Raw genomic sequence first — 20,212 nt, 5'->3', positions numbered from 1 at the left:
GAAGGGCGGCCCGATGAAATTGTTGCCGAGGCTGGGCCTTGCCGTCGCGCTGCTCTCCGCGGGTGCCGCAGCGCAGCAGCAGGGGGGAGGAGAGGCCATCAGCAAGCAAACGCTCAGTCTCGGGACCGCGACGCCCGGCGGCGGCTTCCCGCTTTATGGTGATGCCTTCACCAAGGTCATGAACGAGGCCCAGGCCGGATTCACGATCGTCCCGCGCAACACCAAGGGCAGCAACGAGAACATCCCGCTGCTGGAGCAAGGCGAGCTCGATCTCGGCCTCGTCGCCGGCGAGCCGGCCTATCAGGCCTTCATGGGCATCGACCGGCCGAAAACCCGGCTGAAGATCCTGACCGCGATTTTCTCCAGCCCGGGCCTGTTCGTGGTCCGGTCGGACAGTCCTTATCGTCGCATCCGCGATCTCGTCGGCCGGACGGTTGTCTTCGGCGCCAAAGGTTCCGGTTTGCCGATCATGGCGCGCTATATGCTCGACGGTCTCGGTCTGAAGCAGGACGAGGATTTCAAGGCGATCTACCTCGATCGCGCCGGCGACGGTCCCGCCATGGTGCAGGACGGCCGCGCCGCCGCGTTGTGGGGCGCCAGCGTCGGGTGGCCGGGTTTCGCGGCGATGGCCGGGACGTCCGAGGGCGCGCGCTTCATTGCGCCGTCCGCCGAGGAGATTGCGCAGATCAGGGCGAAGCACGGCTTCCTGAAGGCCTTGACGGTCCCGGCCGGCAGCTATGCCGGGCAGGACAACGCAATCCCCTCGATCGGGTCGTGGAGCTACGTGCTGGTGCGCGAGAGCTTGCCGGACGACACGGCCTATCGGCTGGCGAAGACGCTGCATGGCGCGGAAGCCGCGTTGTGCAGGACGCTGGCACAGGCCTGCGAGACCACGGCCGCCAATACGCTCGCGGCAGCGCCCAGCCCCGATCTGATCCATCCCGGCGTGATGAGATATCTGAAGGAGATCGGGCTCGCCAAGTAGGTCGCGATGGTCGCATTCACCGCTGGGACAGAGCGCGGCGCCGTGACGGGAAGTCGCGACCATCGCGCGTCGTATGACGGCTCGTAGCCGTGGCCCCGCTTGCGCGGGAGCACGTCTGTCATGTCGTGGCCAGCGTCACTTCTTGATCATCGGACATGCCGGATCCGGCGGGCCGAACGCGTCCTCGCCTTTGATCGTCGCGAGGATCTTGTAGTAGTCCCACGGATATTTGCTCTCCTCCGGCGACTTGACCTGCGCCAGCACGAGATCGTGCACCATCAGATTGTCGGCGCGGAGCTTGCCGTTGCGGGCGAAGAAATCCTCGACCGGGGTCTCGCGCATCTTGGCGGCAACCGCGAGCGGGTCATCGCTGCCCGCTGCCTTGACGGCGTTGAGATAGTGCGTGACGGCGGAGTAGACGCCGGCCTGCCACATCGTCGGCATCCGGTTCATCTTGGCGAAATATCGCTTCGACCATTCGCGCGTCTTGTCGTCCATGTCCCAGTAGAACGACGTCGTCAGCAGCAGCCCCTGCGCCGCCGGCAGGCCGAGCGAATGGATGTCGGTGATCAGCGCGAGCAGCGCCGCCATCTGCTGGCCGCCCTTGAGCAGGCCGAACTCGGCCGCCGTCTTGATCTCGTTCATGTTGTTCGGCGGACCTGCGGCAATGCCGATGATCTTGGCCTTGGAGGCCTGTGCCTGCAGGATGAAGGAGGAGAGATCGGGCGTGGCAAAGGGCGGCCGGACCGCGCCGACCACCTTGCCGCCATTGGCGGTGACGACGCTCGACGCATCGCGCTCCAGCGAATGGCCGAAGGCATAGTCGTCGGTGATGAAGAACCAGCTGTCGCCGCCGCGCTTGACGACCTCCTTGGCCGTTCCGGTCGCGAGCGCGCGGGTGTCGAACACCCACTGCATGGCGTAGGGCGAACAGAACTTGCCGTGGAAATCGGCCGCGCCGGTCGACTGGGTGATGAACAGCTTCTTCTTTTCGGTCGCGATGGTCTGCACCGCGAGGCCGACGGCGGAGACCGGAACATCAACGATGAGATCGACCTGCTCGGTGTCGTACCAGCGCCGCGCGATCGCAGCGCCGATGTCGGGCTTGAGCTGATGGTCGCCGACGATGACGCTGATCGGCTTGTCCAGCACCTTGCCGCCGAAATCATCCACCGCCATCTGCGCCGCGGTGACCGAGCCCTGTCCGGTCGGCGTCGACGCCGGACCGTTCATGTCGCTGAGGACGCCGATCTTGACGACGTTGTCGGAGATCTCAGCCTGCGCGGCCGTGGTGACCAGCAGCGCTGCGGCCGCCCACGCGGCGGTCCTCAAGGAGCTCAGTTGCAATCCGTCCTCCACCGATGCCGGCATGACGCCGTTGTTCGTCGCGGCTCTGCCGGCCGCTCCGCCTATCTGCAATCAATCCAGGGCAGCCGTCAATCACGCCGGGCCGCGGGGCAGTGGAGCGACGATGTGCGATGCAATGCGGCAGGCCTCTTGCAGCGCGAGAGCGATGCGATCGCCGCGGCTCAGGCCTTGGCCGCCTTGTGCTCTTCATGCGCGGCCTCCCACACCTCGCGCGCCGCGTCCGCATTCATCAGCGCGATGCCGACCCCGACGATCAGATCCGGCCAGATCGAACGCCAGAGCAGGGCGGTGACCAGGCCGGCCGCGATGATCGCGATGTTGGCAAAGGCGTCATTGCGCGCCGAGAGGAACGCCGCCCTGGTGAGGCTGCCCTGATGATCCCTGACCCGCGCCAGGATCAGCGCGCAGCCGAGATTGACGATGAGCGCGCCGAGGCCGGTGATGGTGAGCGGCAGCGGCGCCGGCACGACCGGCGTGAAGAACTTCTCGCCTGCGGTCCACAGCCCGGCGAGCGCCGGTGCGAGCAGGATCAGCGCCAGCACCTTGCCGAGCTGCGCGCGATTTGCCGGGCTCCAGCGCAGCGCCAGCGCGATCAGCAGATTGACCGAGGCATCCTCGAGGAAATCGACGCTGTCGGCGAACAGCGACACCGAGCCGATCGCCAGCGCCACCGCGAACTCGATACCGAAATAGCCGAGATTGAGGGCTGCCACCGCAATGACCGCGCGGCGGACCGGGACTGTCGCATCCATCACGCGTCCTCACTCATCCAGCGCTGCCAGCTGTTCCGCCTCGGCAAGATCCTCGGCGGTGTTGGCGTTGAAGAACGGATCGAACGGGACGACCGGCCATGTCACGGTCGCGACCTTGTAGCGCGCCGTGAAGCGGGTGACCCTCCGGATGTCCTCGGCCGTCAGGGCGCGGCGGAGGTCGTCGCGCAGGGCGACCGGCCACAGGCCGATCACGGGATGGGTCTGGCCGTTCGATGCCGCCAGTGCGAGTTCAGCCTGATCCGCCTCGCGCGCTTCGGCGAGCCGTGTCACGAGATCGCGGGGCAGAAACGGGCAATCGGTGGCGGCGCTCAGCATCCACTGTGCCGACGGCCGATGCGCTGCAACCCAGTCGAGCCCGGCCACGATGCCGGCCAAGGGACCCGGAAAACCCGCGATGGTGTCGGGCACGACGGGGAGGCCATAGGCGGTAAATCGCGCGGGGTCGCCATTGGCATTGAGGATCAGCGGATCGCATTGCGGTTGCAGCCGCGCGATCACGCGCGACAGCAGCGTGCGACCGCCGATCATGCGCGTCGGCTTGTCCCCGCCACCGATGCGCCGGGCGAGGCCGCCGGCGAGGAGGACTCCTGGAATCGAAGCCGTGGCTGTCATCGTCGGCTCCGTTACCATGCATCGCAGCGCCGCGTCAGCGCATTCGCTGTGATGATCCACGATTTGGAGATGATCGCTGGAAAGGCCGGCGCGGCCGCCGCGGCTCCCCGAACCGTGGTCCATGCAGGCATGACATCTCCGTTCAGCCGTTATAGAGCAGTCGAAAACCGCTCGGTCTTTCGACCTGGAGACTCTGATGAAGATCATCGGCCTCGCCGGCTGGAGCGGCGCCGGCAAGACCACGCTGCTCACACGGCTCATTCCGCACCTCAACGCGCAGGGGCTGCGCGTGTCCGTGATCAAGCACGCGCACCACCGGTTCGACGTCGATACCCCGGGCAAGGATTCCTGGCGGCACCGCGAGGCCGGAGCAGCCGAGGTCCTGGTCGCCTCCGGCACGCGCTGGGCCTTGATGCATGAACTGCGCGGCGCGCCGGAGCCCTCGCTGGCCGATCTTCTGGCGCGGCTGTCGCCGGTCGATCTCGTCGTCATCGAAGGCTACAAGGCCGGGCCGCATCGCCGGATCGAGGTGCATCGCGCAGCCAATGCCAAGCCGCTGCTCTTCCCTGCCGATCCCGGCATCGTCGCGATCGCCAGCGACGTTCCGGTCGAGGCGACCCTGCCGCGTGCGCATCTCGACGATATCCCGGCGATCGCCGTGCTGGCGCGTGAGCATGCCATGCCCTTGGCCGAGGTCCGGGCCCTCCACGACCGGATGGGTCCAGAAACATGGAACTCCTGAGCGGCGCGTGGAACCCGCAGAGCCGGGGCTGCTCCGTCGCTGGAACTTGGGCTCTGTGGCGGTCGAAATGACCGGGTTGACGTGCCGGATCCACTTCGCCATGGTCCGCCCATGAGCATCACAAGGCTGGATTTGACGGGCTTGAAGTGCCCGCTGCCGGCACTGAAGACGCGCAAGGCGCTGCAGTCGCTGCGGCCGGGCGAGCGCCTCGAAGTATGCTGCACCGACCCACTGGCAGTGATCGACATTCCCTGCCTGATTCGCGAGACCGGCGATCGCGTGGAGATCGTCGACCGCAGCGATCTTGCCATCTTGTTCTTGATCGAGAAGGCGTCGGGGCCATTGGAATAACGACGCCGTCGGCGTGTTCATCACATCACCATGGTTGTCCAACTAAGTAGTTCGTGCGCGGTCGTCGGTGCCGTGTGGCTGTCAAGCGGCGCAGCCGCTTCCTATCGTCGCAGGCTCGCCGGAGGTCGCCCATAACAATGCCGCGTTCTCAGTCCAGGCTTGTGATGATGTGGGGAGGCAAGGAGAGGTTGCTGTTGTCTTCACGATTTCGCGAGCACGCAGCGCTCCGAATGGTGTCTGTCGCGATTGCCGGCGCATCTCATTAGTTGATTCTGTGAGTGATGCTGGATCGTCCGAAGTAGTCGAGACCATCATGACTACAGCCGAGAGTGGCGGTGGCGTCGGTTGCACGTCGATTTTCCGTGTTTGTTAGCAACACACGCGCGCTGCAGTGCGATCAATCCACGAAGTTTGACTGATTATTACCATTTTACTATCGACATTTTGCCGCGCTTCTGCACCAATTGGGGCGCTTCCGCGGAGGTTGCGGAAGATAAGTCATGCCCGCTGGGGAGCGGGCCAGGCGGAACCGCGGCACAATGATGACACGGTGCATGAGACCCGGTGGGGGGTGTCATGCCCATGGAACCGTTCTTGGCGTTTGTGCGTCGCGAAAATGGTCTGGTACGTCGGCGGCGGGCAGGGTGAGTAGGCGTATTGATTCTGATCAAGGGGACAGAACATGAGGTCGTTGCGTTGGACGGGAGTCCGTAGGGGAGGAATGCATGGCTACCATTGAGAGCGCGGGCTCGCTCCCGACTGCGCAAGCGGGAATTTTCGATCGCGAACACACGGTCGCGAAAGCCGGGTTCAACCGTTGGCTGGTCCCGCCGGCTGCGCTGTGCATTCATCTGTGCATCGGCATGGCCTATGGCTTCTCGGTGTTCTGGCTGCCTCTGTCGCGCGCCATCGGCGTGACGCAGAGCCAGGTCTGCACCGACATGAGTCTGGTGCAGGAGCTGTTCACGACCACCTGCGACTGGAAGGTCGCCAGCCTCGGCTGGATGTACACGCTGTTCTTCGTGCTGCTCGGCGGCTCGGCGGCGATCTGGGGCGGCTGGCTCGAGCGGGCCGGACCGCGCAAGGCCGGCGCCGTGGCAGCTTGCTGCTGGGGCGGTGGTCTGCTGATCGCGGCGCTCGGCATCTATGTGCACCAGCTCTGGATGATGTGGCTGGGTGCCGGCGTGATCGGCGGCATCGGCCTCGGCCTCGGCTACATCTCGCCGGTGTCCACGCTGGTGAAATGGTTTCCGGACCGTCGCGGCATGGCGACCGGCATGGCGATCATGGGCTTCGGCGGTGGCGCGATGATCGGTGCTCCGCTCGCCAACCTGCTGATGAACTATTTCAAGACCCCGACCTCGGTGGGTGTCTGGGAGACGTTCGTCACGATGGGCGTGATCTATTTCGTGTTCATGATGATCGGCGCCTTCGCGTATCGCGTCGCCCCGGTCGGCTGGCAGCCTGAAGGCTGGACGCCGCCGGCGGTGAAGAAGGCGATGATCTCGGAGCACCACGTGCATCTCGACAATGCGCACAAGACTCCGCAGTTCTGGCTGGTGTGGTCGGTGCTCTGCTTGAACGTGTCGGCGGGTATCGGCGTGATCGGCATGGCCTCGCCGATGCTGCAGGAGATCTTTGCCGGCAAGCTGATCGGTCTGCCCGACGTCAGCTTCAACCAGCTCGACGCCACGCAGAAGGCGGCCATCGCGGGCATCGCGGCGGGCTTCGCCGGCCTGTTGTCGCTGTTCAACATCGGCGGCCGCTTCTTCTGGGCGTCGCTGTCGGACCACATCGGCCGCAAGGCCACCTATTACTGCTTCTTCCTGATCGGCATCGTGCTGTACGCATTGGCGCCGACCTTCGCAGCAATGGGCTCCAAGCTGCTGTTCGTGGGCGCCTTCGCCATCATCCTCTCGATGTATGGCGGCGGCTTCGCCACGGTGCCGGCCTATCTCGCCGACCTGTTCGGGACCCAGTTCGTCGGCGCCATCCATGGCCGGCTGCTGACGGCCTGGGCGACTGCCGGCATCGTCGGTCCGGTGGTGGTCAACTACATCCGTGAGTTCCAGCTTGCCGCGGGCGTGCCGCGCGACCAGCTCTACAACACGACGATGTACATCCTCTGCGCCATGCTCCTGGCCGGCCTGATCTGCAACCTGCTGATCAAGCCCGTCGACGACAAGTGGAACATGAGCCCGGACGAGGTCGCGCAGTATCAGGCGCAGCTCGCCAAGAACGAGTCGGCGATCCAGCATGGCTCGTTCGGTATCGGCAAGGGCGGTTTCGACGCCAAGGCTGCGCTGTTCTGGGCCTTCGTCGGCGTGCCGCTGGCCTGGGGCGTCTGGAAGACGCTGGAGAGCGCGGTCAAGATCTTCTGATCCGAGCATCGGATCTGAGTACGCGGGGCGGCCTGTTCGGCCGCCCCGTTTCGTTTGCGCGCTTATGCTTCTTCTATAAGTGACGACTTCGGCCCGTCTCGCATTCCTACGCTGAGGGGCTCCATCCTCCGCTTCGCCGGCCAGATTTCGTGCCGGCGGTCCTTGCGGAGAATGGACATGAACTCGGTCACGCTGTTTCGCGACATCCGCGGCGCTGAAATCATCTGGGCGCCCCGGCTGTCGCGCCTGGGCAGAATGCTGCGCAAGCCCTTCAGGGCCATCCATGCGGCGGTCGCCGCAGCCAAGCTCCGACGCCTGCGCAACGAGCTGCTCCTGCGCCGCAGCTCCGTCGCCCGCATCGAGGCTGATATCTCTCGCCGGCCGCAAGTGCCGTTGATCCTTCGCGACAAATGGGACTTCTGAGGCTCCGGCCGCCAAATCGGAGATTCCGGCCCTTTGGTCTCAGAGCAGCGGATGGCTCGGTCTCGCAACGGATCTGGACGGCGCCGTGCCGATCTGGGCTACGGCTCGCGCCACCGCCGCCTTCGCAGCCGGGTCCAGCTCTGTCAGCGGCAGGCGGACATCGGCTGCGGCGAGGCCCTGCAGACTCAAGGCATATTTCAAGGCCGCGGGCGCATCGCGGTCGAACAGCTCGATCAGCGGCAGCAACCGGCGGTGCAGGCGTCGTCCGGCGGGCCAGCGTCCGCACTGACAGGCGGTGAGCACCGCGCTGCAAAGATGCGGAGCGACATTGGCCACCAGTGAGAACCAGCCGTCACCGCCCGCTGCCGCAAACGGCACGGCCGCCGCGTCATCGCCCGCCAGCAGGCGGAAGCCCGGCGGCACCAGTGAGCGCAGGCGAACGACGCGCGCGACATCGCCGGCGGCGTCGCGCAGGCCGCCGAATTGCGCCCATCGCGCCAGCCGGATCAGGATCTCGTCAGGCAGCGTCCGCCCTGTCCGCGACGGGCAGTCATGCAGGATGAGCGGCAGCGCAGTTGCATCCCCGACCGCCCGGAAATGCGCGTAGATGCCCTCCGCGGTCGGCCTGTTGTAGTAGGGGACCACCGACATTACCGCGTCGGCGCCCGCGGCTGCCGCCTGCCGTGTGTTCTGCACTGCCTGCAGCGTCGAATTTGATCCTGCGCCGGCGATGACGAAAACCCGATTGCAGGCCGCGGCGACCGCCGCGCGAATGACGGCCTCGCGTTCCGCCGCCGTCAGCGTGGATGCTTCGCCGGCCGCCTCACAGACCAGGATCGCGCTTGCGCCCGCCTCGATCTGGCGTGCGCAGAGTCTGGTGAGCGCGCTGATGTCGAGCCCGCCGCTGCGATCGAACGGCGTCGGAATATCGGCGATGGTGCCGGCGAGCCAGCGTGTCGCAGGCTCGCGCCGCGTAGGGGAGGTGCGGCTCATGCGGCCGGCCGCTTGCCGTAGAGCAGGCCGATGGGGGCGAGGCGTCCCTCGGTGTCGAGTTCGATGCTGCGCGACAGCTCGACGATGGTCTCGGGGTGATGGCCGTTCTCGAACAGCGCATATTTCATCGCTTCCGCGCGGCTGACGAACAGGCCGCCATAGAGGCCGTTCTGCTCCTGGGCGACCCATTGGCCGCGGCCATTGCGGCCGATGAAGACGAGCGCGGCTGCTGATTTGTCCAGCGAGGGAGGTTCGACGAGCTTCATGGTGATGGTCCTTCCATTTCACGTCCGCACCGCGATGAGGTCATGGTGCGGTCGTTGATCGACTATCGCGGTGGGCAGATAGGAAATCGAGGCGGGTGCGCGTGCCACGTCATAGGCGCGGCGTATGCGGCGGCGGACTACGCGTCCACGAGATGATTGAGCGCCATGACGCCGCAATACAGCGCGAGATAGCCGGTCATCTCGTCCCAATGATTGAGCCCGGCGGAGAAGACGCGTTCGCGCCGCAGGGTGGCCAGCACGGCACAGAGGATGACGGTCATCCAGAGCAGGGCAGCGAGGCTGCGCGTGAAGCCGGCGCCGCCGAAGGTCGCGAACAGAGCGAGGACCGCCGCTCGCATCCCGAAACGAAGCAGGACGCGGGCCGTGGACAGCTCCACGGGTTTGTCTGCCGAGAGGATCATCGTCGCACGCTTCGTCAGTTCAGAAATTGTCGCAGCAGAGCAGCTGCGTGAGCGCCGGCTCGGGGGAGCCCTGTCCCGACGACGCGGCCAGGCTCGGCTCCAGGCGGCGCGCCTCGACAGCGGCGTGGAGGATGGCAAGCGCGAGGTCGGCGTGCCTGGCCTCGGCGCATTGATCGAGCCAGTCGGGCAGCTCGCGCCGGTGCGACAGCGCGCAGTGCCACTCGCCGTCATCATAGGCCAGGCGACGCAGCGCCCAGTGCGGCAACCGCAGCGCGATGAGCTCGAGCGCGGCATCGATCCGGGCTCCGGCCTGCATCATCCGGTCGATCCGTCCCCGGCGCCGTGCCCGCGCCGACAGCGGCGAGACGTCCTCGTCTCCGCCCAACAAGTCGGCCGATAGCGCGGACCAGTCCTGGGTCGTCTGCGGAAGGTCTGTGAAATCCAGTGTCATGGTGACTGGCATGTGAGGATCCGTCGTCAGTGAGCGGCGGCCCGGTTGGAGCCGCATCGTCCAATCTGGCGCTTCAGGCCGTAGGAATGCGAGATGGCGAGGGGAGGGAAGAAATAAGCGTCGCATAAAGGCGCGATGCCGCGATGGGGGCTCCTCTACGGCCCCGGCCGCAGCTGACCCTTTTCGGGGCGGGCAGACCCGCCGTCTTTATGAGATTCCTATAACTCTGCCGCCGGCGCTGTCTCGAAAACCTATGAGGTCCGATGCCATCTGGGACCGTGGAACGAACCGCGGCGGCCACTGCACGCTCCCGGCCGTTCCACGGCTGCGCGCCTCTCGCGCGCATGAGGAGCACATCATGCTTGACCTTCTGATGCTGGCGCTGGGCGCCGGCCTCTTCGCCCTGGCGATCGGCTACACCTATGCCTGCGAGCGGCTCTAGGAGACGACGATGATCTTCGACTACTCGCTCGCCGGCGCCGTGTCGCTCGGCCTCCTGATCTACCTCACCTACGCGCTGCTGCGGCCCGAGCGGTTCTGACCACCGGCATCGGCACCTTCAAGGACAATCCCCATGACCGTGATCGGCTGGATTCAGATCCTGCTTTTCTGCGCCGTCGTCGTCGCGCTCGCCAAGCCGCTCGGCTGGTACATGACGCGCGTCTTCAATGGCGAGCGCACCTTTCTTTCGCCGGCGCTGCGCCCGGTCGAGGCCGCCATCTACTGGATCGGCGGCGTTGACGAGAAGCGCGAGCAGCATTGGCTGACCTATACGGTCGCGATGCTGCTGTTCCATGTCGGCGGCTTCCTGATCATCTACGGCGTGATGCGGCTGCAGGCCCTGCTGCCATTCAATCCTGCTGGCCAGTCCGCGGTCGCGGAAGACTTGTCGTTCAACACCGCGATCAGCTTCCTCACCAACACCAATTGGCAGAACTACGGCGGCGAGAGCACCATCTCCTATCTCGTCCAGATGCTCGGCCTGACGCATCAGAACTTCCTCTCGGCCGCCACCGGCATCGTGCTCGCGATCGCGCTGATCCGCGGCTTCTCGCGTGCGTCCGCGCGCACCGTCGGTAACTTCTGGGTGGATGTGACACGCTGCACGCTCTACATCCTGCTGCCGCTGTGCATCGTCTACACGCTGTTCCTGGTCTGGCAGGGCATCCCGCAGACGCTGGGGCCCTATGTCGAGGCGACGACGCTCGAAGGCGCCAAGCAGACCATCGCGGTCGGGCCAGTGGCGTCGCAGGTCGCGATCAAGATGCTCGGCACCAATGGCGGCGGCTTCTTCAACGCCAATGCCGCGCATCCGTTCGAGAATCCGACGGCGCTGTCGAACTTCATCCAGATGATCTCGATCTTCGCGCTCGGCGCCGCGCTCACCAACGTGTTCGGCCGCATGGTCGGCAACCAGCGCCAGGGCTGGGCGATCCTCGCCGTGATGGGCGTGCTGTTCATCGCCGGCGTCGGCATCACCTATTGGGCCGAGGCCAGCGGCAGCCATGTGCTGAACGCGCTCGGGCTGACCGGCGGCAACATGGAGGGCAAGGAGGTCCGCTTCGGCATCGTCGCATCCTCTCTGTTCGCCGTGATCACCACGGCCGCCTCCTGCGGCGCGGTCAACGCGATGCATGACAGCTTCACTGCGCTGGGCGGCATGATCCCGCTGATCAACATGCAGCTCGGCGAGATCATCGTCGGCGGCGTCGGCGCCGGCCTCTACGGCATGCTGCTGTTCGTCGTGCTCGCGATCTTCGTCGCCGGCCTGATGGTCGGGCGCACGCCGGAATATGTCGGCAAGAAGATCGAGGCCCGCGAGGTCAAGATGGCGATGCTGGCAATCCTGGTGCTGCCGCTGATGTATCTCGGCTGGACAGCGGTCGCCGTGGTGCTGCCACAGGCGGTGGCCTCGATGGCCAATGCCGGACCGCATGGCTTTACCGAGGTGCTCTACGCCTTCACCTCGGCGACCGCCAACAACGGCTCGGCCTTCGGCGGCCTCACCGGCAACACCTTCTTCTATAACCTGACGCTCGCGTCATCGATGTTCGTCGGCCGCTTCTTCATGATCGTCCCGGCGATGGCCATCGCCGGCTCACTCGCCGAGAAGAAGTCGATCCCGCCATCGGCCGGCACTCTGCCGACCACCGGCGGCCTGTTTGTCGGCCTCGTCGTCGGCGTCATCCTGATCATCGGCGGCCTCACCTTCTTTCCCGCACTCGCTCTCGGTCCGATCGTCGAGCATCTCGCGATGACCGCCGGCACCGTGTTCTGATCTCGGAGCAATCTCCATGGAAACCGTCAAACTGCAGAAGCGCTCGTCGATGTCGACGATGCTCGATCCTGCGATCCTGCTGCCGGCCATCAAGGCCGCATTCGTCAAGCTCGATCCGCGGCTGATGATCAGGAACCCCGTGATGTTCGTCGTCGAAATCGTCGCGGCGCTCACCACGGTGATCTTCCTGCGCGACGTCGTCACCGGCGGCGCCAATCTCGGCTTCACCTTCCAGATCATCCTCTGGCTATGGTTCACCGTGCTGTTCGCCAATTTCGCCGAAGCCGTCGCCGAAGGCCGCGGCAAGGCGCAGGCGGATTCGCTGCGCAAGACCCGCACCGAGAGCCAGGCCAAGCTGCTGACCGGCTCTGGTACGTCCGATCACAGCTACAAGCTCGTCGCAGGCACCAGCCTGAAGGTCGGCGACATCGTGCTGGTCGAGGCCGGCGACACCATCCCGTCGGATGGCGAGGTGATCGAAGGCGTCGCCTCGGTCAACGAGGCCGCCATCACCGGCGAGTCCGCGCCTGTCATCCGCGAGTCCGGCGGCGACCGCTCGGCGGTGACCGGTGGCACGCAGGTGCTGTCGGACTGGATCCGCGTGCGCATCACCGCGGCCCAGGGCTCGACGTTCATCGACCGCATGATCAGGCTGGTCGAGGGCGCCGAGCGGCAGAAGACGCCGAACGAGATCGCGCTCAACATCCTGCTCGCCGGCCTCACCATCATCTTCGTGTTCGCGACAGTGACGATCCCGAGCTACGCGGCCTATGCCGGCGGCTCGATCTCGGTGGTGGTGCTGGTGGCGCTGTTCGTGACCTTGATCCCGACCACGATCGGCGCGTTGCTGTCGGCGATCGGCATCGCCGGCATGGACCGCCTGGTGCGCTTCAACGTGCTGGCGATGTCCGGCCGCGCCGTCGAGGCCGCCGGTGACGTCGACACCCTGCTGCTCGACAAGACCGGCACCATCACGCTCGGCAACCGCCAGGCGACCGCGTTCCGTCCCGTCAGGGGCGTCAGCGAGCAGGAGCTCGCGGACGCCGCGCAACTCGCCTCACTCGCCGACGAGACGCCGGAGGGCCGCTCGATCGTCGTGCTCGCCAAGGAGAAATACGGCATCCGCGGTCGCGACATGTCCGAGCTCGGCGCCACCTTCGTGCCGTTCACCGCGCAGACCCGGATGAGCGGCGTCGATGCCGGCGGCTCCTCGGTGCGCAAGGGCGCGGTCGACGCCATCCTCAACTACATCGGCGGTGGCGCCATCACGCAGGTCGCGTCCGGCAATACCATGCGCGCGATCCCGCAAGCCGAAAGCGAGCTCGCCCGCGAGATCCGCGCCATCTCGGACGAGATCGCGAAAGCCGGCGGCACGCCGCTGGCGGTGGCCAAAGACGGCCGCCTGCTCGGCGTCATCCAGCTCAAGGACATCGTCAAGGGCGGCATCCGCGAGCGCTTCGCCGAGCTTCGGCGGATGGGCATCCGCACCGTCATGATCACCGGCGACAATCCGATGACCGCTGCCGCGATCGCGGCCGAGGCTGGTGTCGACGACTTCCTGGCGCAGGCGACTCCCGAGGACAAGCTCAAGCTGATCCGCGACGAGCAGGCCAAGGGCAAGCTGGTGGCGATGTGCGGCGACGGCACCAACGACGCGCCGGCGCTGGCGCAGGCCGATGTCGGCGTCGCCATGAACACCGGCACGCAGGCGGCCCGCGAGGCCGGCAACATGGTCGATCTCGACTCCAACCCGACCAAGCTGATCGAGGTGGTCGAGATCGGCAAGCAGCTGCTGATGACGCGCGGCGCGCTGACGACGTTCTCGATCGCCAACGACGTCGCCAAATATTTCGCGATCATCCCGGCGATGTTCCTGGCGTTCTACCCGCAGCTCGACGTGCTGAACGTGATGCATCTCGCCAGCCCGCAGAGCGCGATACTGTCTGCGATCATCTTCAACGCGCTCATCATCATCGCGCTGATCCCGCTGGCGTTGAAGGGCGTGGCCTACCGCGCCATCGGCGCCGGCGCGCTGCTCGGCCGCAACCTGCTGATCTACGGGCTCGGCGGCATCATCATCCCCTTCATCGGCATCAAGGCGATCGACCTGCTCGTGACCGCCTTGCATCTGGCTTGAACCATCAACCGCCGTCATTGCGAGGGGCGAAGCGACGAAGCAATACAGAGTCCCACACGTAGCCCTGGATTGCTTCGCTTCGCTCGCAATGACGGCAGCGATATAGGAGACTCAAAATGCTCAAAGAAATCCGTCCCGCCATCTTCGTGCTGCTCGCGCTGACGCTCATCACGGGCCTGATCTATCCGCTCGGCATGACCCTCGTCGCCGGCAGCATCTTCCCGGCACAGGCCGAAGGCAGCCTGATCACCCGCAACGGCCAGGTGATCGGCTCCTCGCTGATCGGCCAGGAGTTCAAAGACGACAAATATTTCCACGGCCGGCTCTCGGCGACGACGACCGCCGATCCGAACGATGCGCCCAAGACAGTGCCGGCGCCCTACAACGCCGCCAACTCCTCGGGCTCCAATCTCGGCCCGACCAGCAAGGCGCTGGCCGATCGCGTCAAGGAGGACGTCGACAAGCTCAGGTCCGAGAACCCCGCGCAGCCAGTGCCGGTCGACCTCGTGACATCATCGGCGAGCGGCCTCGATCCGGACATCTCGCCGGAGGCGGCGCTGTTCCAGGTGCCGCGGGTCGCCAAGGCGCGCGGCATTGCCGAAGATCGGGTGCGAGCGCTGGTGGCGACCGCCACGGAAGGGCGGCTGATCGGGCTGCTCGGCGAACCCCGCGTTAACGTGCTTGCGCTCAATCTGGCGCTCGATGCCGCAACGGCAACCAAGTAACGGTCGAGTGAGGTCGCCCTGCGTCCAAGTCTTAGCACCGAGATCTTGGCCTCGGGGGACCTCCGTCTATAATGCCGCATGGCCAGCCAACGCCGCGATCCTGACCAACGTCCCTCGCCGGAAGCCCTGCTCGAAGCAGCCCGGCGGGAGGACAGTCCTGCCGGCAAGCTCAAGATCTTTGTCGGCGCCGCCCCCGGCGTCGGCAAGACCTATGAGATGCTGTCGAGCGCGCATGCCCGGATGAAGGCCGGACTCGACGTCGTCGTCGGCTTCGTCGAGACCCATGGCCGGATCGAGACCGAGGCGCTGGTGCGTGGCCTTGAGGTCATCCCGCGCAAGCGCATCACCTACAAGGACCAGGTCGTCGAGGAGATGGACCTGGACGCTGTGATCGCGCGGCGTCCGAAGCTCGCGATCGTCGACGAGCTCGCCCATACCAACGCCGCCGGCAGCCGGCATCCCAAGCGCTATCTCGACGTCGAGGAGCTGCTGTCGCACGGCATCGACGTCTACACGGCCGTCAACGTCCAGCACATCGAAAGCCTCAACGACGTCGTCGCCCAGATCACCCACGTCCGGGTGCGCGAGACGGTGCCCGATTCGATCTTCGACCGCGCCGACGCGATCGAGCTGATCGACCTCACCCCCGATGACCTGATCCAGCGGCTGAAGGAGGGCAAGGTCTATGTCCCCAAGCAGGCCGAGCGCGCGCTGGAGCATTATTTCTCGCCCGGCAATCTGACCGCGTTGCGCGAACTTGCGCTGCGGCGGACCGCCGAGCGCGTCGACGAGCAGTTGCTCACCCACATGCAGGCCAACGCGATCGCCGGCCCCTGGGCCGCCGGCGAGCGCATTCTCGTCTGCGTCTCCGAGGATCCGCGCGCCGCGAGCCTCGTTCGCTACGCGAAGCGGTTCGCCGATCGCGTCCATGCGCCATGGACGGCGGTGACCATCGAGACGCGGCGCAACCTTCAGCTCACCGACAAGCAGCGCGACCGGCTCGCCGACACGTTGCGGCTGGTCGAGACGCTGGGCGGCGAGGCGCTGACGATTCCAGGCGTGGGCCGCCGCATCGCCGATGACCTGATCGGATTCGCGCAGGCCAACAACGTCACCCAGATCGTCATCGGCAAGTCCCACCGCTCGCGCCTGTTCGAGATTCTCCGGGGCTCGGTCGTGCACGATCTCGTCCGGCGCGCCGGCAATATCAGCGTCCACGTCATCGCGGGCGAGGAGCCGGCGGAGGCGGCGGCGGCCTCCGTGCAGACGCGGCCGCGCAGCGAGCCGCTGCGGCCGAAACCCTATGCCATGGCGCTGCTGTTCACGTCGCTTGGTCTTGGCATGGCCGAGCTCGTCCAGCCGTTCTTCGGCATCGAGAACGTCGATCTGGTGTTCCTCACCGCGGTGGTGAGCGTGGCCGCGCGCTATGGGCTGGGGCCGTCGCTGCTGGCCAGCGTCGTCTCCTCGCTCTGCTACAATTTCTTCTTCCTGCCGCCGCTCTACACTTTCACGATCACCGATCCGACCAATGTCGCGGCGTTCTTCTTCTTCATGCTGATCGCGATGCTGGTGTCGAACGTCGCCGCCCGCGTGCGCGCGCAGGCGGACACCGCGACCTTGCGCATCCGCACCACCGAGCAGCTCTATGCCTTCAGCCGCAAGCTCGCGGGCACGGCAACGCTCGACGACGTGCTGTGGGCGACGGCCTATCAAGGCGCGCTCATGCTCAAGGTGCGCGTCGTGCTGCTGCTGCCGCAGGCCGGCAAGCTCGTCGTGATGGCCGGCTATCCGCCGGAGGACCAGCTCGACGATGCCGATCTCGCCGCCGCGAGCTGGGCGTTCGCCAACGATCGCGCCGCCGGCCGCGGCTCCGACACCTTGCCCGGCGCCAAGCGCCTGTTCCTGCCGATGCGCACCGGCCGAGGCCTGATCGGCGTCATCGGCATCGACGACGACCGCACCGGGCCGCTGCTGACGCCGGACCAGCGCCGGCTGCTCGACGCGCTGGTCGACCAGGGCGCGCTCGCGATCGAGCGCGTGCTGCTGGTCGAGGACATGGACAAGGTCAAGCGCACCATGGAGCAGGACCGGCTGCGCTCGGCGCTGCTGACCTCGATCTCGCACGATCTCAAGACGCCGCTCGCCTCCGTGCTCGGCGCCGCCTCGACGATGCGCGATCTCGCGACGCGGCTGTCGGACCGCGAGAAGCTCGACCTGCTCGCCACCGTGATCGACGAGTCCGAGCGGCTGAACCGCTTCATCGCCAATCTGCTCGACATGACCAAGCTGGAGTCCGGCGCGATCGTGCCGAACGCGGCGCTGCATGATGTCGGCGAGATCGTCGGCAGCGCGCTGCGGCGCGCCAGCAAGATCCTCGCCGGTCACAAGGTGTCTCTAGAGCTCGCGTCCGATCTGCCGATGGTCGAGGTCGATGCCGTGCTGTTCGAGCAGGTGCTGTTCAATCTGCTCGACAACGCGGCGAAATACGCGCCGCCCGATACGTCGATTGCGATCCGCGCGGCACGTGACGCCAACTGGATTGTGCTCGACATCAGGGACGAGGGCGACGGCATTCCGGCCGCCGAGGTCGAGCACGTGTTCGACAAGTTCTACCGCGTGCAGAAGGGCGACCAGGTGCGCCCCGGCACCGGGCTCGGGCTCGCGATCTCGCGCGGCTTCATCGAGGCGATGCACGGCCGCATCTTCGCCGGCAACCGCACCGACCGGCGCGGCGCCGTCCTCACCATTCGCCTGCCGGTGCCGGCGCAGGCCAAACCGCTGGACACCGCCGCATGACAGGCGCTCCCATCAAGGTCCTGGCGATCGACGACGAACCGCCGATCCGCAAGCTGCTGCGGATGGGGCTCGCCACGCAGGGCTATGAGATCCTGGAGGCGCCGAGCGGCAAGGTCGCGCTCGAAAAGCTCGCGGAAGATCCCGCGTTGATCATTCTCGATCTCGGCCTGCCCGACATCGACGGCCACGAGCTGCTGCGCACCATTCGCGCGCGCAACGAGAGCATTCCGATCGTGGTGCTGTCGAGCCGCGGCGATGAGGCGGGCAAGGTCAAGGCGCTCGATCTCGGCGCCGACGACTACATCACCAAGCCGTTCGGCATGGACGAGCTGCTAGCGCGGCTCCGTGCCGCGCTGCGCCATCAGTTGCAGGTGCAGGGCGAGCGCCCTGTGTTCCGCACCGGCGATCTCTCCGTCGACTTGGTCCGCCGCATCGTCAAGCTCGGCGAGCGCGAGATCAAGCTGTCGCCGAAGGAGTACGACCTGCTGCGCGTGCTGGTGCAGCACGCCGGCAAAGTTCTGACGCATCGCTTCCTGCTCAAGGAGCTCTGGGACGAACTCACCGACGCGCAATATCTGCGCGTCTACGTCCGCCAGCTCCGCCAGAAGATCGAGGCGGACCCCGAGCGTCCGCAATTCGTCCTGACCGAGACCGGCATCGGCTATCGCCTGCGCGCGCCGGATTAGTCTCTACTTTGTTCATACCAACTGGTGCAACGAGCACGCTGCGCCCCCTCTCCCCGTTCTTACGGGGAGAGGGTTGGGGTGAGGGGCCACCGCACGGGTGGTGCCTACCGACATGCGAGACCTTTCTCATTCGCGTTGGTTCCTCAAAATCGGAACCTTCGGTGCTCCTCGTGATTGCCGTGCTGTCACAGGGAGAACATGTTGATGGCAAAGACAGCACGCAAATATTCCAAGGGCGCCTCCAAGGACGTCGAGCGCGCGATGAAGAAGCGCAAGGCTGGCACGCTGAAGAGCGGCGGCTCGAGGCGCAAGGTCAAGAGCCGCAAGCAGGCGATCGCGATCGGCCTCTCGGAGGCGCGCCGCGAAGGCAAGAAGGTGCCTGCGAAGAAGAGCGCGAAGTCGTCGGCGAAGAAGACGGCCAAGAAGTCGTCGAAGACGTCCAGCAAGAAGAGCACGAAGAAGTCCGCCAAGAAGATGACGAAGAAATCCTCGAAGAAGAGCTGACAGGTGCGCTCGTCCGCGCCGCGCCCGCCGTGAGGCACAGCCGTCGTAAAACCCTCCGCTGTCGTCCCGGCGAACGCCGGGACCCATAACCCCAGGGAGAAGTGATTAGGCGGGATGTTCGACCAGTCTTGTCTTACCACGGCCGCCGCGGAGTATGGGTCCCGGCGTTCGCCGGGACGACGGCGGTGGGCGTGTGGGGCGCTTGCGTTAAGAAGCACCCTGTAGCCCGAATGAGCGAAGCGACATCCGGGGGTCTCGCGAGCTGTACGCGTGAATCCGGATGTCGCTGCGCTGAAATCATCGAAGAAGAGCCGACGGGTGCGCTCATCCGGGCTACGGCTTCTCACCCCGCCTTGCGTTGCCGTGCCGCCGAGCGATGCGCCTTCTTCGCCGGACGCCGATGCGACGGCGCGCGCCGTGATGGTGTGCGCGAGGCCTTCTTCCCGCCCTTGCCCAGGCTCTGCTTCAGCGCGTCCATCAGGCTGACGACGTTGCCGGACTTCTCCTCCGGCTCCGGCAGCTTGATCGGCTTGCCCGAGGCCTTGCGCTTGACCAGCGCCTTCAGCGCGGTCTCGTACTGGTCCTTGAACTCCGACGGTTTGAAGTGCGCCGCCTTGGTCTGCAGAATGTGCCCCGCCAGCTCGACCATGTCCTTGGTGATCTTCGGCGACTTGATGTCGTCGAAGAATTCCGCTTCGTCGCGCAGCTCGTAGGGAAAACGGAGCGTGGTGCCGAGCATGCCCTTGCCCATCGGCTCGATCGCGATGATGTGCTCGCGATGTGTCAGCACGATGCGCGCCAGCGCGACCCGATCCTGGTCCTTCATCGCGTCCCGGATCACCGCGAAGGCGTCGACCGCCGCCTTGCCGTCCGGGGCGATGTAGTAGGGGTGGTTGAGATAGCGCTGGTCGATCTCCTCCCGCGGCACGAAGCTGTCGATGTCGATCGTATGGTTGCTTTCGATCTGGACCGCCTCCAGCTCCTCCGGCTCGATCTCGACATACTGCCCCTTGGACAGCTCGTAGCCGCGCCCCTTCTGATCGCCCTCGACGATGTCGCCGGTCTCGGAATCGATCATCTGCTGCTTCAGCCGGTTGCCGGTCTCGCGATTGATCAGGTGAAAGCGCGTCTTCTCCACTGAGGTCGACGCCGGATAGAGCACGACGGGACAGCTGACGAGCGAAAGTTTGAGCGAGCCTTTCCAATAGGCGCGGGGGGCCATCGTGGTCTCCGTGAGCGAATGAGATAGAGCGCAACGGACGAGGACTGTTGCGGGTTCCATCGCTCAGGCCGCAGTCAGTGACTTAGCGGAACATATT

Annotated in this window: 21 protein-coding genes; 13 read left to right on the top strand and 8 right to left on the bottom strand. The window is 66.0% G+C overall.

Annotated features, from left to right (window positions below):
- Positions 1-13 precede the first annotated feature (13 nt).
- Positions 14-985, top strand: a complete 972-nt coding sequence (locus NLR35_RS13535) for a TAXI family TRAP transporter solute-binding subunit (protein ID WP_257167028.1) — start codon at positions 14-16, stop codon at positions 983-985.
- 135 nt (positions 986-1,120) lie between these two features.
- Here the strand turns inward: NLR35_RS13535 and NLR35_RS13530 are convergent, their stop codons facing one another.
- The 3 genes from NLR35_RS13530 to mobA all read right to left on the bottom strand — a co-directional run bounded on the left by NLR35_RS13530 (position 1,121) and on the right by mobA (position 3,738).
- Positions 1,121-2,332 (bottom strand): ABC transporter substrate-binding protein, encoded by a 1,212-nt coding sequence (locus NLR35_RS13530; RefSeq protein WP_257167027.1) that lies wholly within the window; start codon positions 2,330-2,332, stop codon positions 1,121-1,123.
- A 182-nt stretch (positions 2,333-2,514) separates the two neighbouring features.
- On the bottom strand, positions 2,515-3,105 hold the full coding sequence (locus tag NLR35_RS13525) for a cation transporter (RefSeq protein WP_257167026.1): 591 nt from the start codon (positions 3,103-3,105) through the stop codon (positions 2,515-2,517).
- A 9-nt stretch (positions 3,106-3,114) separates the two neighbouring features.
- Positions 3,115-3,738: a molybdenum cofactor guanylyltransferase MobA gene (mobA, locus tag NLR35_RS13520; protein WP_257167025.1), complete on the bottom strand. Its 624-nt coding sequence runs from the start codon at positions 3,736-3,738 to the stop codon at positions 3,115-3,117.
- Positions 3,739-3,934: 196 nt separating this feature from the next.
- On the opposite strand from mobA, the gene mobB reads away from it, so the two are divergent.
- From mobB to NLR35_RS13500, 4 genes are all read left to right on the top strand, one after another.
- Positions 3,935-4,480, top strand: a complete 546-nt coding sequence (gene mobB, locus NLR35_RS13515) for a molybdopterin-guanine dinucleotide biosynthesis protein B (protein WP_257167024.1) — start codon at positions 3,935-3,937, stop codon at positions 4,478-4,480.
- Positions 4,481-4,591: 111 nt separating this feature from the next.
- A complete protein-coding gene (locus NLR35_RS13510; protein WP_257167163.1) occupies positions 4,592-4,831 on the top strand; it encodes a sulfurtransferase TusA family protein in 240 nt (79 codons plus the stop codon).
- Positions 4,832-5,556: 725 nt separating this feature from the next.
- Positions 5,557-7,212, top strand: coding sequence for an OFA family MFS transporter (locus tag NLR35_RS13505; RefSeq protein ID WP_257167023.1), 1,656 nt, complete (start codon positions 5,557-5,559; stop codon positions 7,210-7,212).
- A 177-nt stretch (positions 7,213-7,389) separates the two neighbouring features.
- Entirely contained in the window at positions 7,390-7,635 is a 246-nt protein-coding gene (locus tag NLR35_RS13500; protein WP_257167022.1) for a hypothetical protein, read from the top strand.
- 39 nt (positions 7,636-7,674) lie between these two features.
- On the opposite strand, the gene dapA is transcribed toward NLR35_RS13500, so the two are convergent.
- The 4 genes from dapA to NLR35_RS13480 form a co-directional block, all read right to left on the bottom strand.
- Positions 7,675-8,628 carry a 4-hydroxy-tetrahydrodipicolinate synthase gene (dapA, locus tag NLR35_RS13495; RefSeq protein WP_257167021.1) on the bottom strand — a complete coding sequence of 318 codons (954 nt, stop codon included), beginning with the start codon at positions 8,626-8,628 and terminating at the stop codon, positions 7,675-7,677.
- The gene (locus tag NLR35_RS13490) at positions 8,625-8,894 is read right to left on the bottom strand and encodes a hypothetical protein (RefSeq protein WP_257167020.1); all 270 of its coding nucleotides are present in this window, start codon (positions 8,892-8,894) and stop codon (positions 8,625-8,627) included. Before NLR35_RS13490 ends, dapA begins: the two co-directional genes overlap by 4 nt.
- A 137-nt stretch (positions 8,895-9,031) precedes the next feature.
- Positions 9,032-9,316, bottom strand: a complete 285-nt coding sequence (locus tag NLR35_RS13485; protein WP_257167019.1) for a hypothetical protein — start codon at positions 9,314-9,316, stop codon at positions 9,032-9,034.
- A 19-nt stretch (positions 9,317-9,335) separates the two neighbouring features.
- The gene (locus NLR35_RS13480) at positions 9,336-9,779 is read right to left on the bottom strand and encodes a hypothetical protein (protein ID WP_257167018.1); all 444 of its coding nucleotides are present in this window, start codon (positions 9,777-9,779) and stop codon (positions 9,336-9,338) included.
- 241 nt (positions 9,780-10,020) lie between these two features.
- Between NLR35_RS13480 and NLR35_RS13475 the strand changes: the two genes are divergently transcribed.
- The 8 genes from NLR35_RS13475 to NLR35_RS13440 all read left to right on the top strand — a co-directional run bounded on the left by NLR35_RS13475 (position 10,021) and on the right by NLR35_RS13440 (position 18,893).
- A complete protein-coding gene (locus NLR35_RS13475; RefSeq protein WP_257167017.1) occupies positions 10,021-10,209 on the top strand; it encodes a hypothetical protein in 189 nt (62 codons plus the stop codon).
- 9 nt (positions 10,210-10,218) lie between these two features.
- A complete protein-coding gene (locus NLR35_RS13470) occupies positions 10,219-10,308 on the top strand; it encodes a K(+)-transporting ATPase subunit F (RefSeq protein WP_042340291.1) in 90 nt (29 codons plus the stop codon).
- 33 nt (positions 10,309-10,341) lie between these two features.
- Positions 10,342-12,045 carry a potassium-transporting ATPase subunit KdpA gene (gene kdpA / locus NLR35_RS13465; RefSeq protein ID WP_257167016.1) on the top strand — a complete coding sequence of 568 codons (1,704 nt, stop codon included), beginning with the start codon at positions 10,342-10,344 and terminating at the stop codon, positions 12,043-12,045.
- A gap of 16 nt (positions 12,046-12,061) precedes the next feature.
- The gene (kdpB, locus tag NLR35_RS13460) at positions 12,062-14,182 is read left to right on the top strand and encodes a potassium-transporting ATPase subunit KdpB (RefSeq protein ID WP_257167015.1); all 2,121 of its coding nucleotides are present in this window, start codon (positions 12,062-12,064) and stop codon (positions 14,180-14,182) included.
- A 116-nt stretch (positions 14,183-14,298) separates the two neighbouring features.
- Positions 14,299-14,907 (top strand): K(+)-transporting ATPase subunit C, encoded by a 609-nt coding sequence (locus NLR35_RS13455; protein WP_257167014.1) that lies wholly within the window; start codon positions 14,299-14,301, stop codon positions 14,905-14,907.
- A 78-nt stretch (positions 14,908-14,985) separates the two neighbouring features.
- The gene (locus tag NLR35_RS13450) at positions 14,986-17,703 is read left to right on the top strand and encodes a sensor histidine kinase KdpD (RefSeq protein ID WP_257167013.1); all 2,718 of its coding nucleotides are present in this window, start codon (positions 14,986-14,988) and stop codon (positions 17,701-17,703) included.
- Positions 17,700-18,389 (top strand): response regulator, encoded by a 690-nt coding sequence (locus NLR35_RS13445; RefSeq protein ID WP_257167012.1) that lies wholly within the window; start codon positions 17,700-17,702, stop codon positions 18,387-18,389. The genes NLR35_RS13450 and NLR35_RS13445 overlap by 4 nt, the downstream gene beginning before the upstream one ends.
- Before the next feature lie 204 nt (positions 18,390-18,593).
- Positions 18,594-18,893, top strand: coding sequence for a DUF6496 domain-containing protein (locus NLR35_RS13440; RefSeq protein WP_257167011.1), 300 nt, complete (start codon positions 18,594-18,596; stop codon positions 18,891-18,893).
- Positions 18,894-19,236: 343 nt separating this feature from the next.
- Here the strand turns inward: NLR35_RS13440 and NLR35_RS13435 are convergent, their stop codons facing one another.
- Positions 19,237-20,115 (bottom strand): Ku protein, encoded by an 879-nt coding sequence (locus NLR35_RS13435; protein ID WP_257167010.1) that lies wholly within the window; start codon positions 20,113-20,115, stop codon positions 19,237-19,239.
- Positions 20,116-20,212: the final 97 nt, after the last annotated feature.

The organism is Bradyrhizobium sp. SRS-191, assembly GCF_024586915.1.
Taxonomy (GTDB): domain Bacteria; phylum Pseudomonadota; class Alphaproteobacteria; order Rhizobiales; family Xanthobacteraceae; genus Bradyrhizobium.
This window is presented reverse-complemented; position numbering and strand designations above follow the sequence as displayed.

Bases quoted from the DNA above. Each gene is read 5' to 3' on its own strand.
- kdpA (WP_257167016.1), top strand. From the start codon at position 10,342: ATGACCGTGATCGGCTGGATTCAGATCCTGCTTTTCTGCGCCGTCGTC.
- NLR35_RS13450 (WP_257167013.1), top strand. From the start codon at position 14,986: ATGGCCAGCCAACGCCGCGATCCTGACCAACGTCCCTCGCCGGAAGCC.
- NLR35_RS13470 (WP_042340291.1), top strand. From the start codon at position 10,219: ATGATCTTCGACTACTCGCTCGCCGGCGCCGTGTCGCTCGGCCTCCTG.
- NLR35_RS13445 (WP_257167012.1), top strand. From the start codon at position 17,700: ATGACAGGCGCTCCCATCAAGGTCCTGGCGATCGACGACGAACCGCCG.
- NLR35_RS13490 (WP_257167020.1), bottom strand. From the start codon at position 8,894: ATGAAGCTCGTCGAACCTCCCTCGCTGGACAAATCAGCAGCCGCGCTC.
- NLR35_RS13475 (WP_257167017.1), top strand. From the start codon at position 10,021: ATGAGGTCCGATGCCATCTGGGACCGTGGAACGAACCGCGGCGGCCAC.
- NLR35_RS13440 (WP_257167011.1), top strand. From the start codon at position 18,594: ATGGCAAAGACAGCACGCAAATATTCCAAGGGCGCCTCCAAGGACGTC.
- NLR35_RS13455 (WP_257167014.1), top strand. From the start codon at position 14,299: ATGCTCAAAGAAATCCGTCCCGCCATCTTCGTGCTGCTCGCGCTGACG.
- dapA (WP_257167021.1), bottom strand. From the start codon at position 8,628: ATGAGCCGCACCTCCCCTACGCGGCGCGAGCCTGCGACACGCTGGCTC.
- NLR35_RS13485 (WP_257167019.1), bottom strand. From the start codon at position 9,316: ATGATCCTCTCGGCAGACAAACCCGTGGAGCTGTCCACGGCCCGCGTC.
- NLR35_RS13510 (WP_257167163.1), top strand. From the start codon at position 4,592: ATGAGCATCACAAGGCTGGATTTGACGGGCTTGAAGTGCCCGCTGCCG.
- NLR35_RS13435 (WP_257167010.1), bottom strand. From the start codon at position 20,115: ATGGCCCCCCGCGCCTATTGGAAAGGCTCGCTCAAACTTTCGCTCGTC.
- NLR35_RS13505 (WP_257167023.1), top strand. From the start codon at position 5,557: ATGGCTACCATTGAGAGCGCGGGCTCGCTCCCGACTGCGCAAGCGGGA.
- NLR35_RS13500 (WP_257167022.1), top strand. From the start codon at position 7,390: ATGAACTCGGTCACGCTGTTTCGCGACATCCGCGGCGCTGAAATCATC.
- mobB (WP_257167024.1), top strand. From the start codon at position 3,935: ATGAAGATCATCGGCCTCGCCGGCTGGAGCGGCGCCGGCAAGACCACG.
- NLR35_RS13525 (WP_257167026.1), bottom strand. From the start codon at position 3,105: ATGGATGCGACAGTCCCGGTCCGCCGCGCGGTCATTGCGGTGGCAGCC.
- NLR35_RS13535 (WP_257167028.1), top strand. From the start codon at position 14: ATGAAATTGTTGCCGAGGCTGGGCCTTGCCGTCGCGCTGCTCTCCGCG.
- mobA (WP_257167025.1), bottom strand. From the start codon at position 3,738: ATGACAGCCACGGCTTCGATTCCAGGAGTCCTCCTCGCCGGCGGCCTC.
- NLR35_RS13480 (WP_257167018.1), bottom strand. From the start codon at position 9,779: ATGCCAGTCACCATGACACTGGATTTCACAGACCTTCCGCAGACGACC.
- kdpB (WP_257167015.1), top strand. From the start codon at position 12,062: ATGGAAACCGTCAAACTGCAGAAGCGCTCGTCGATGTCGACGATGCTC.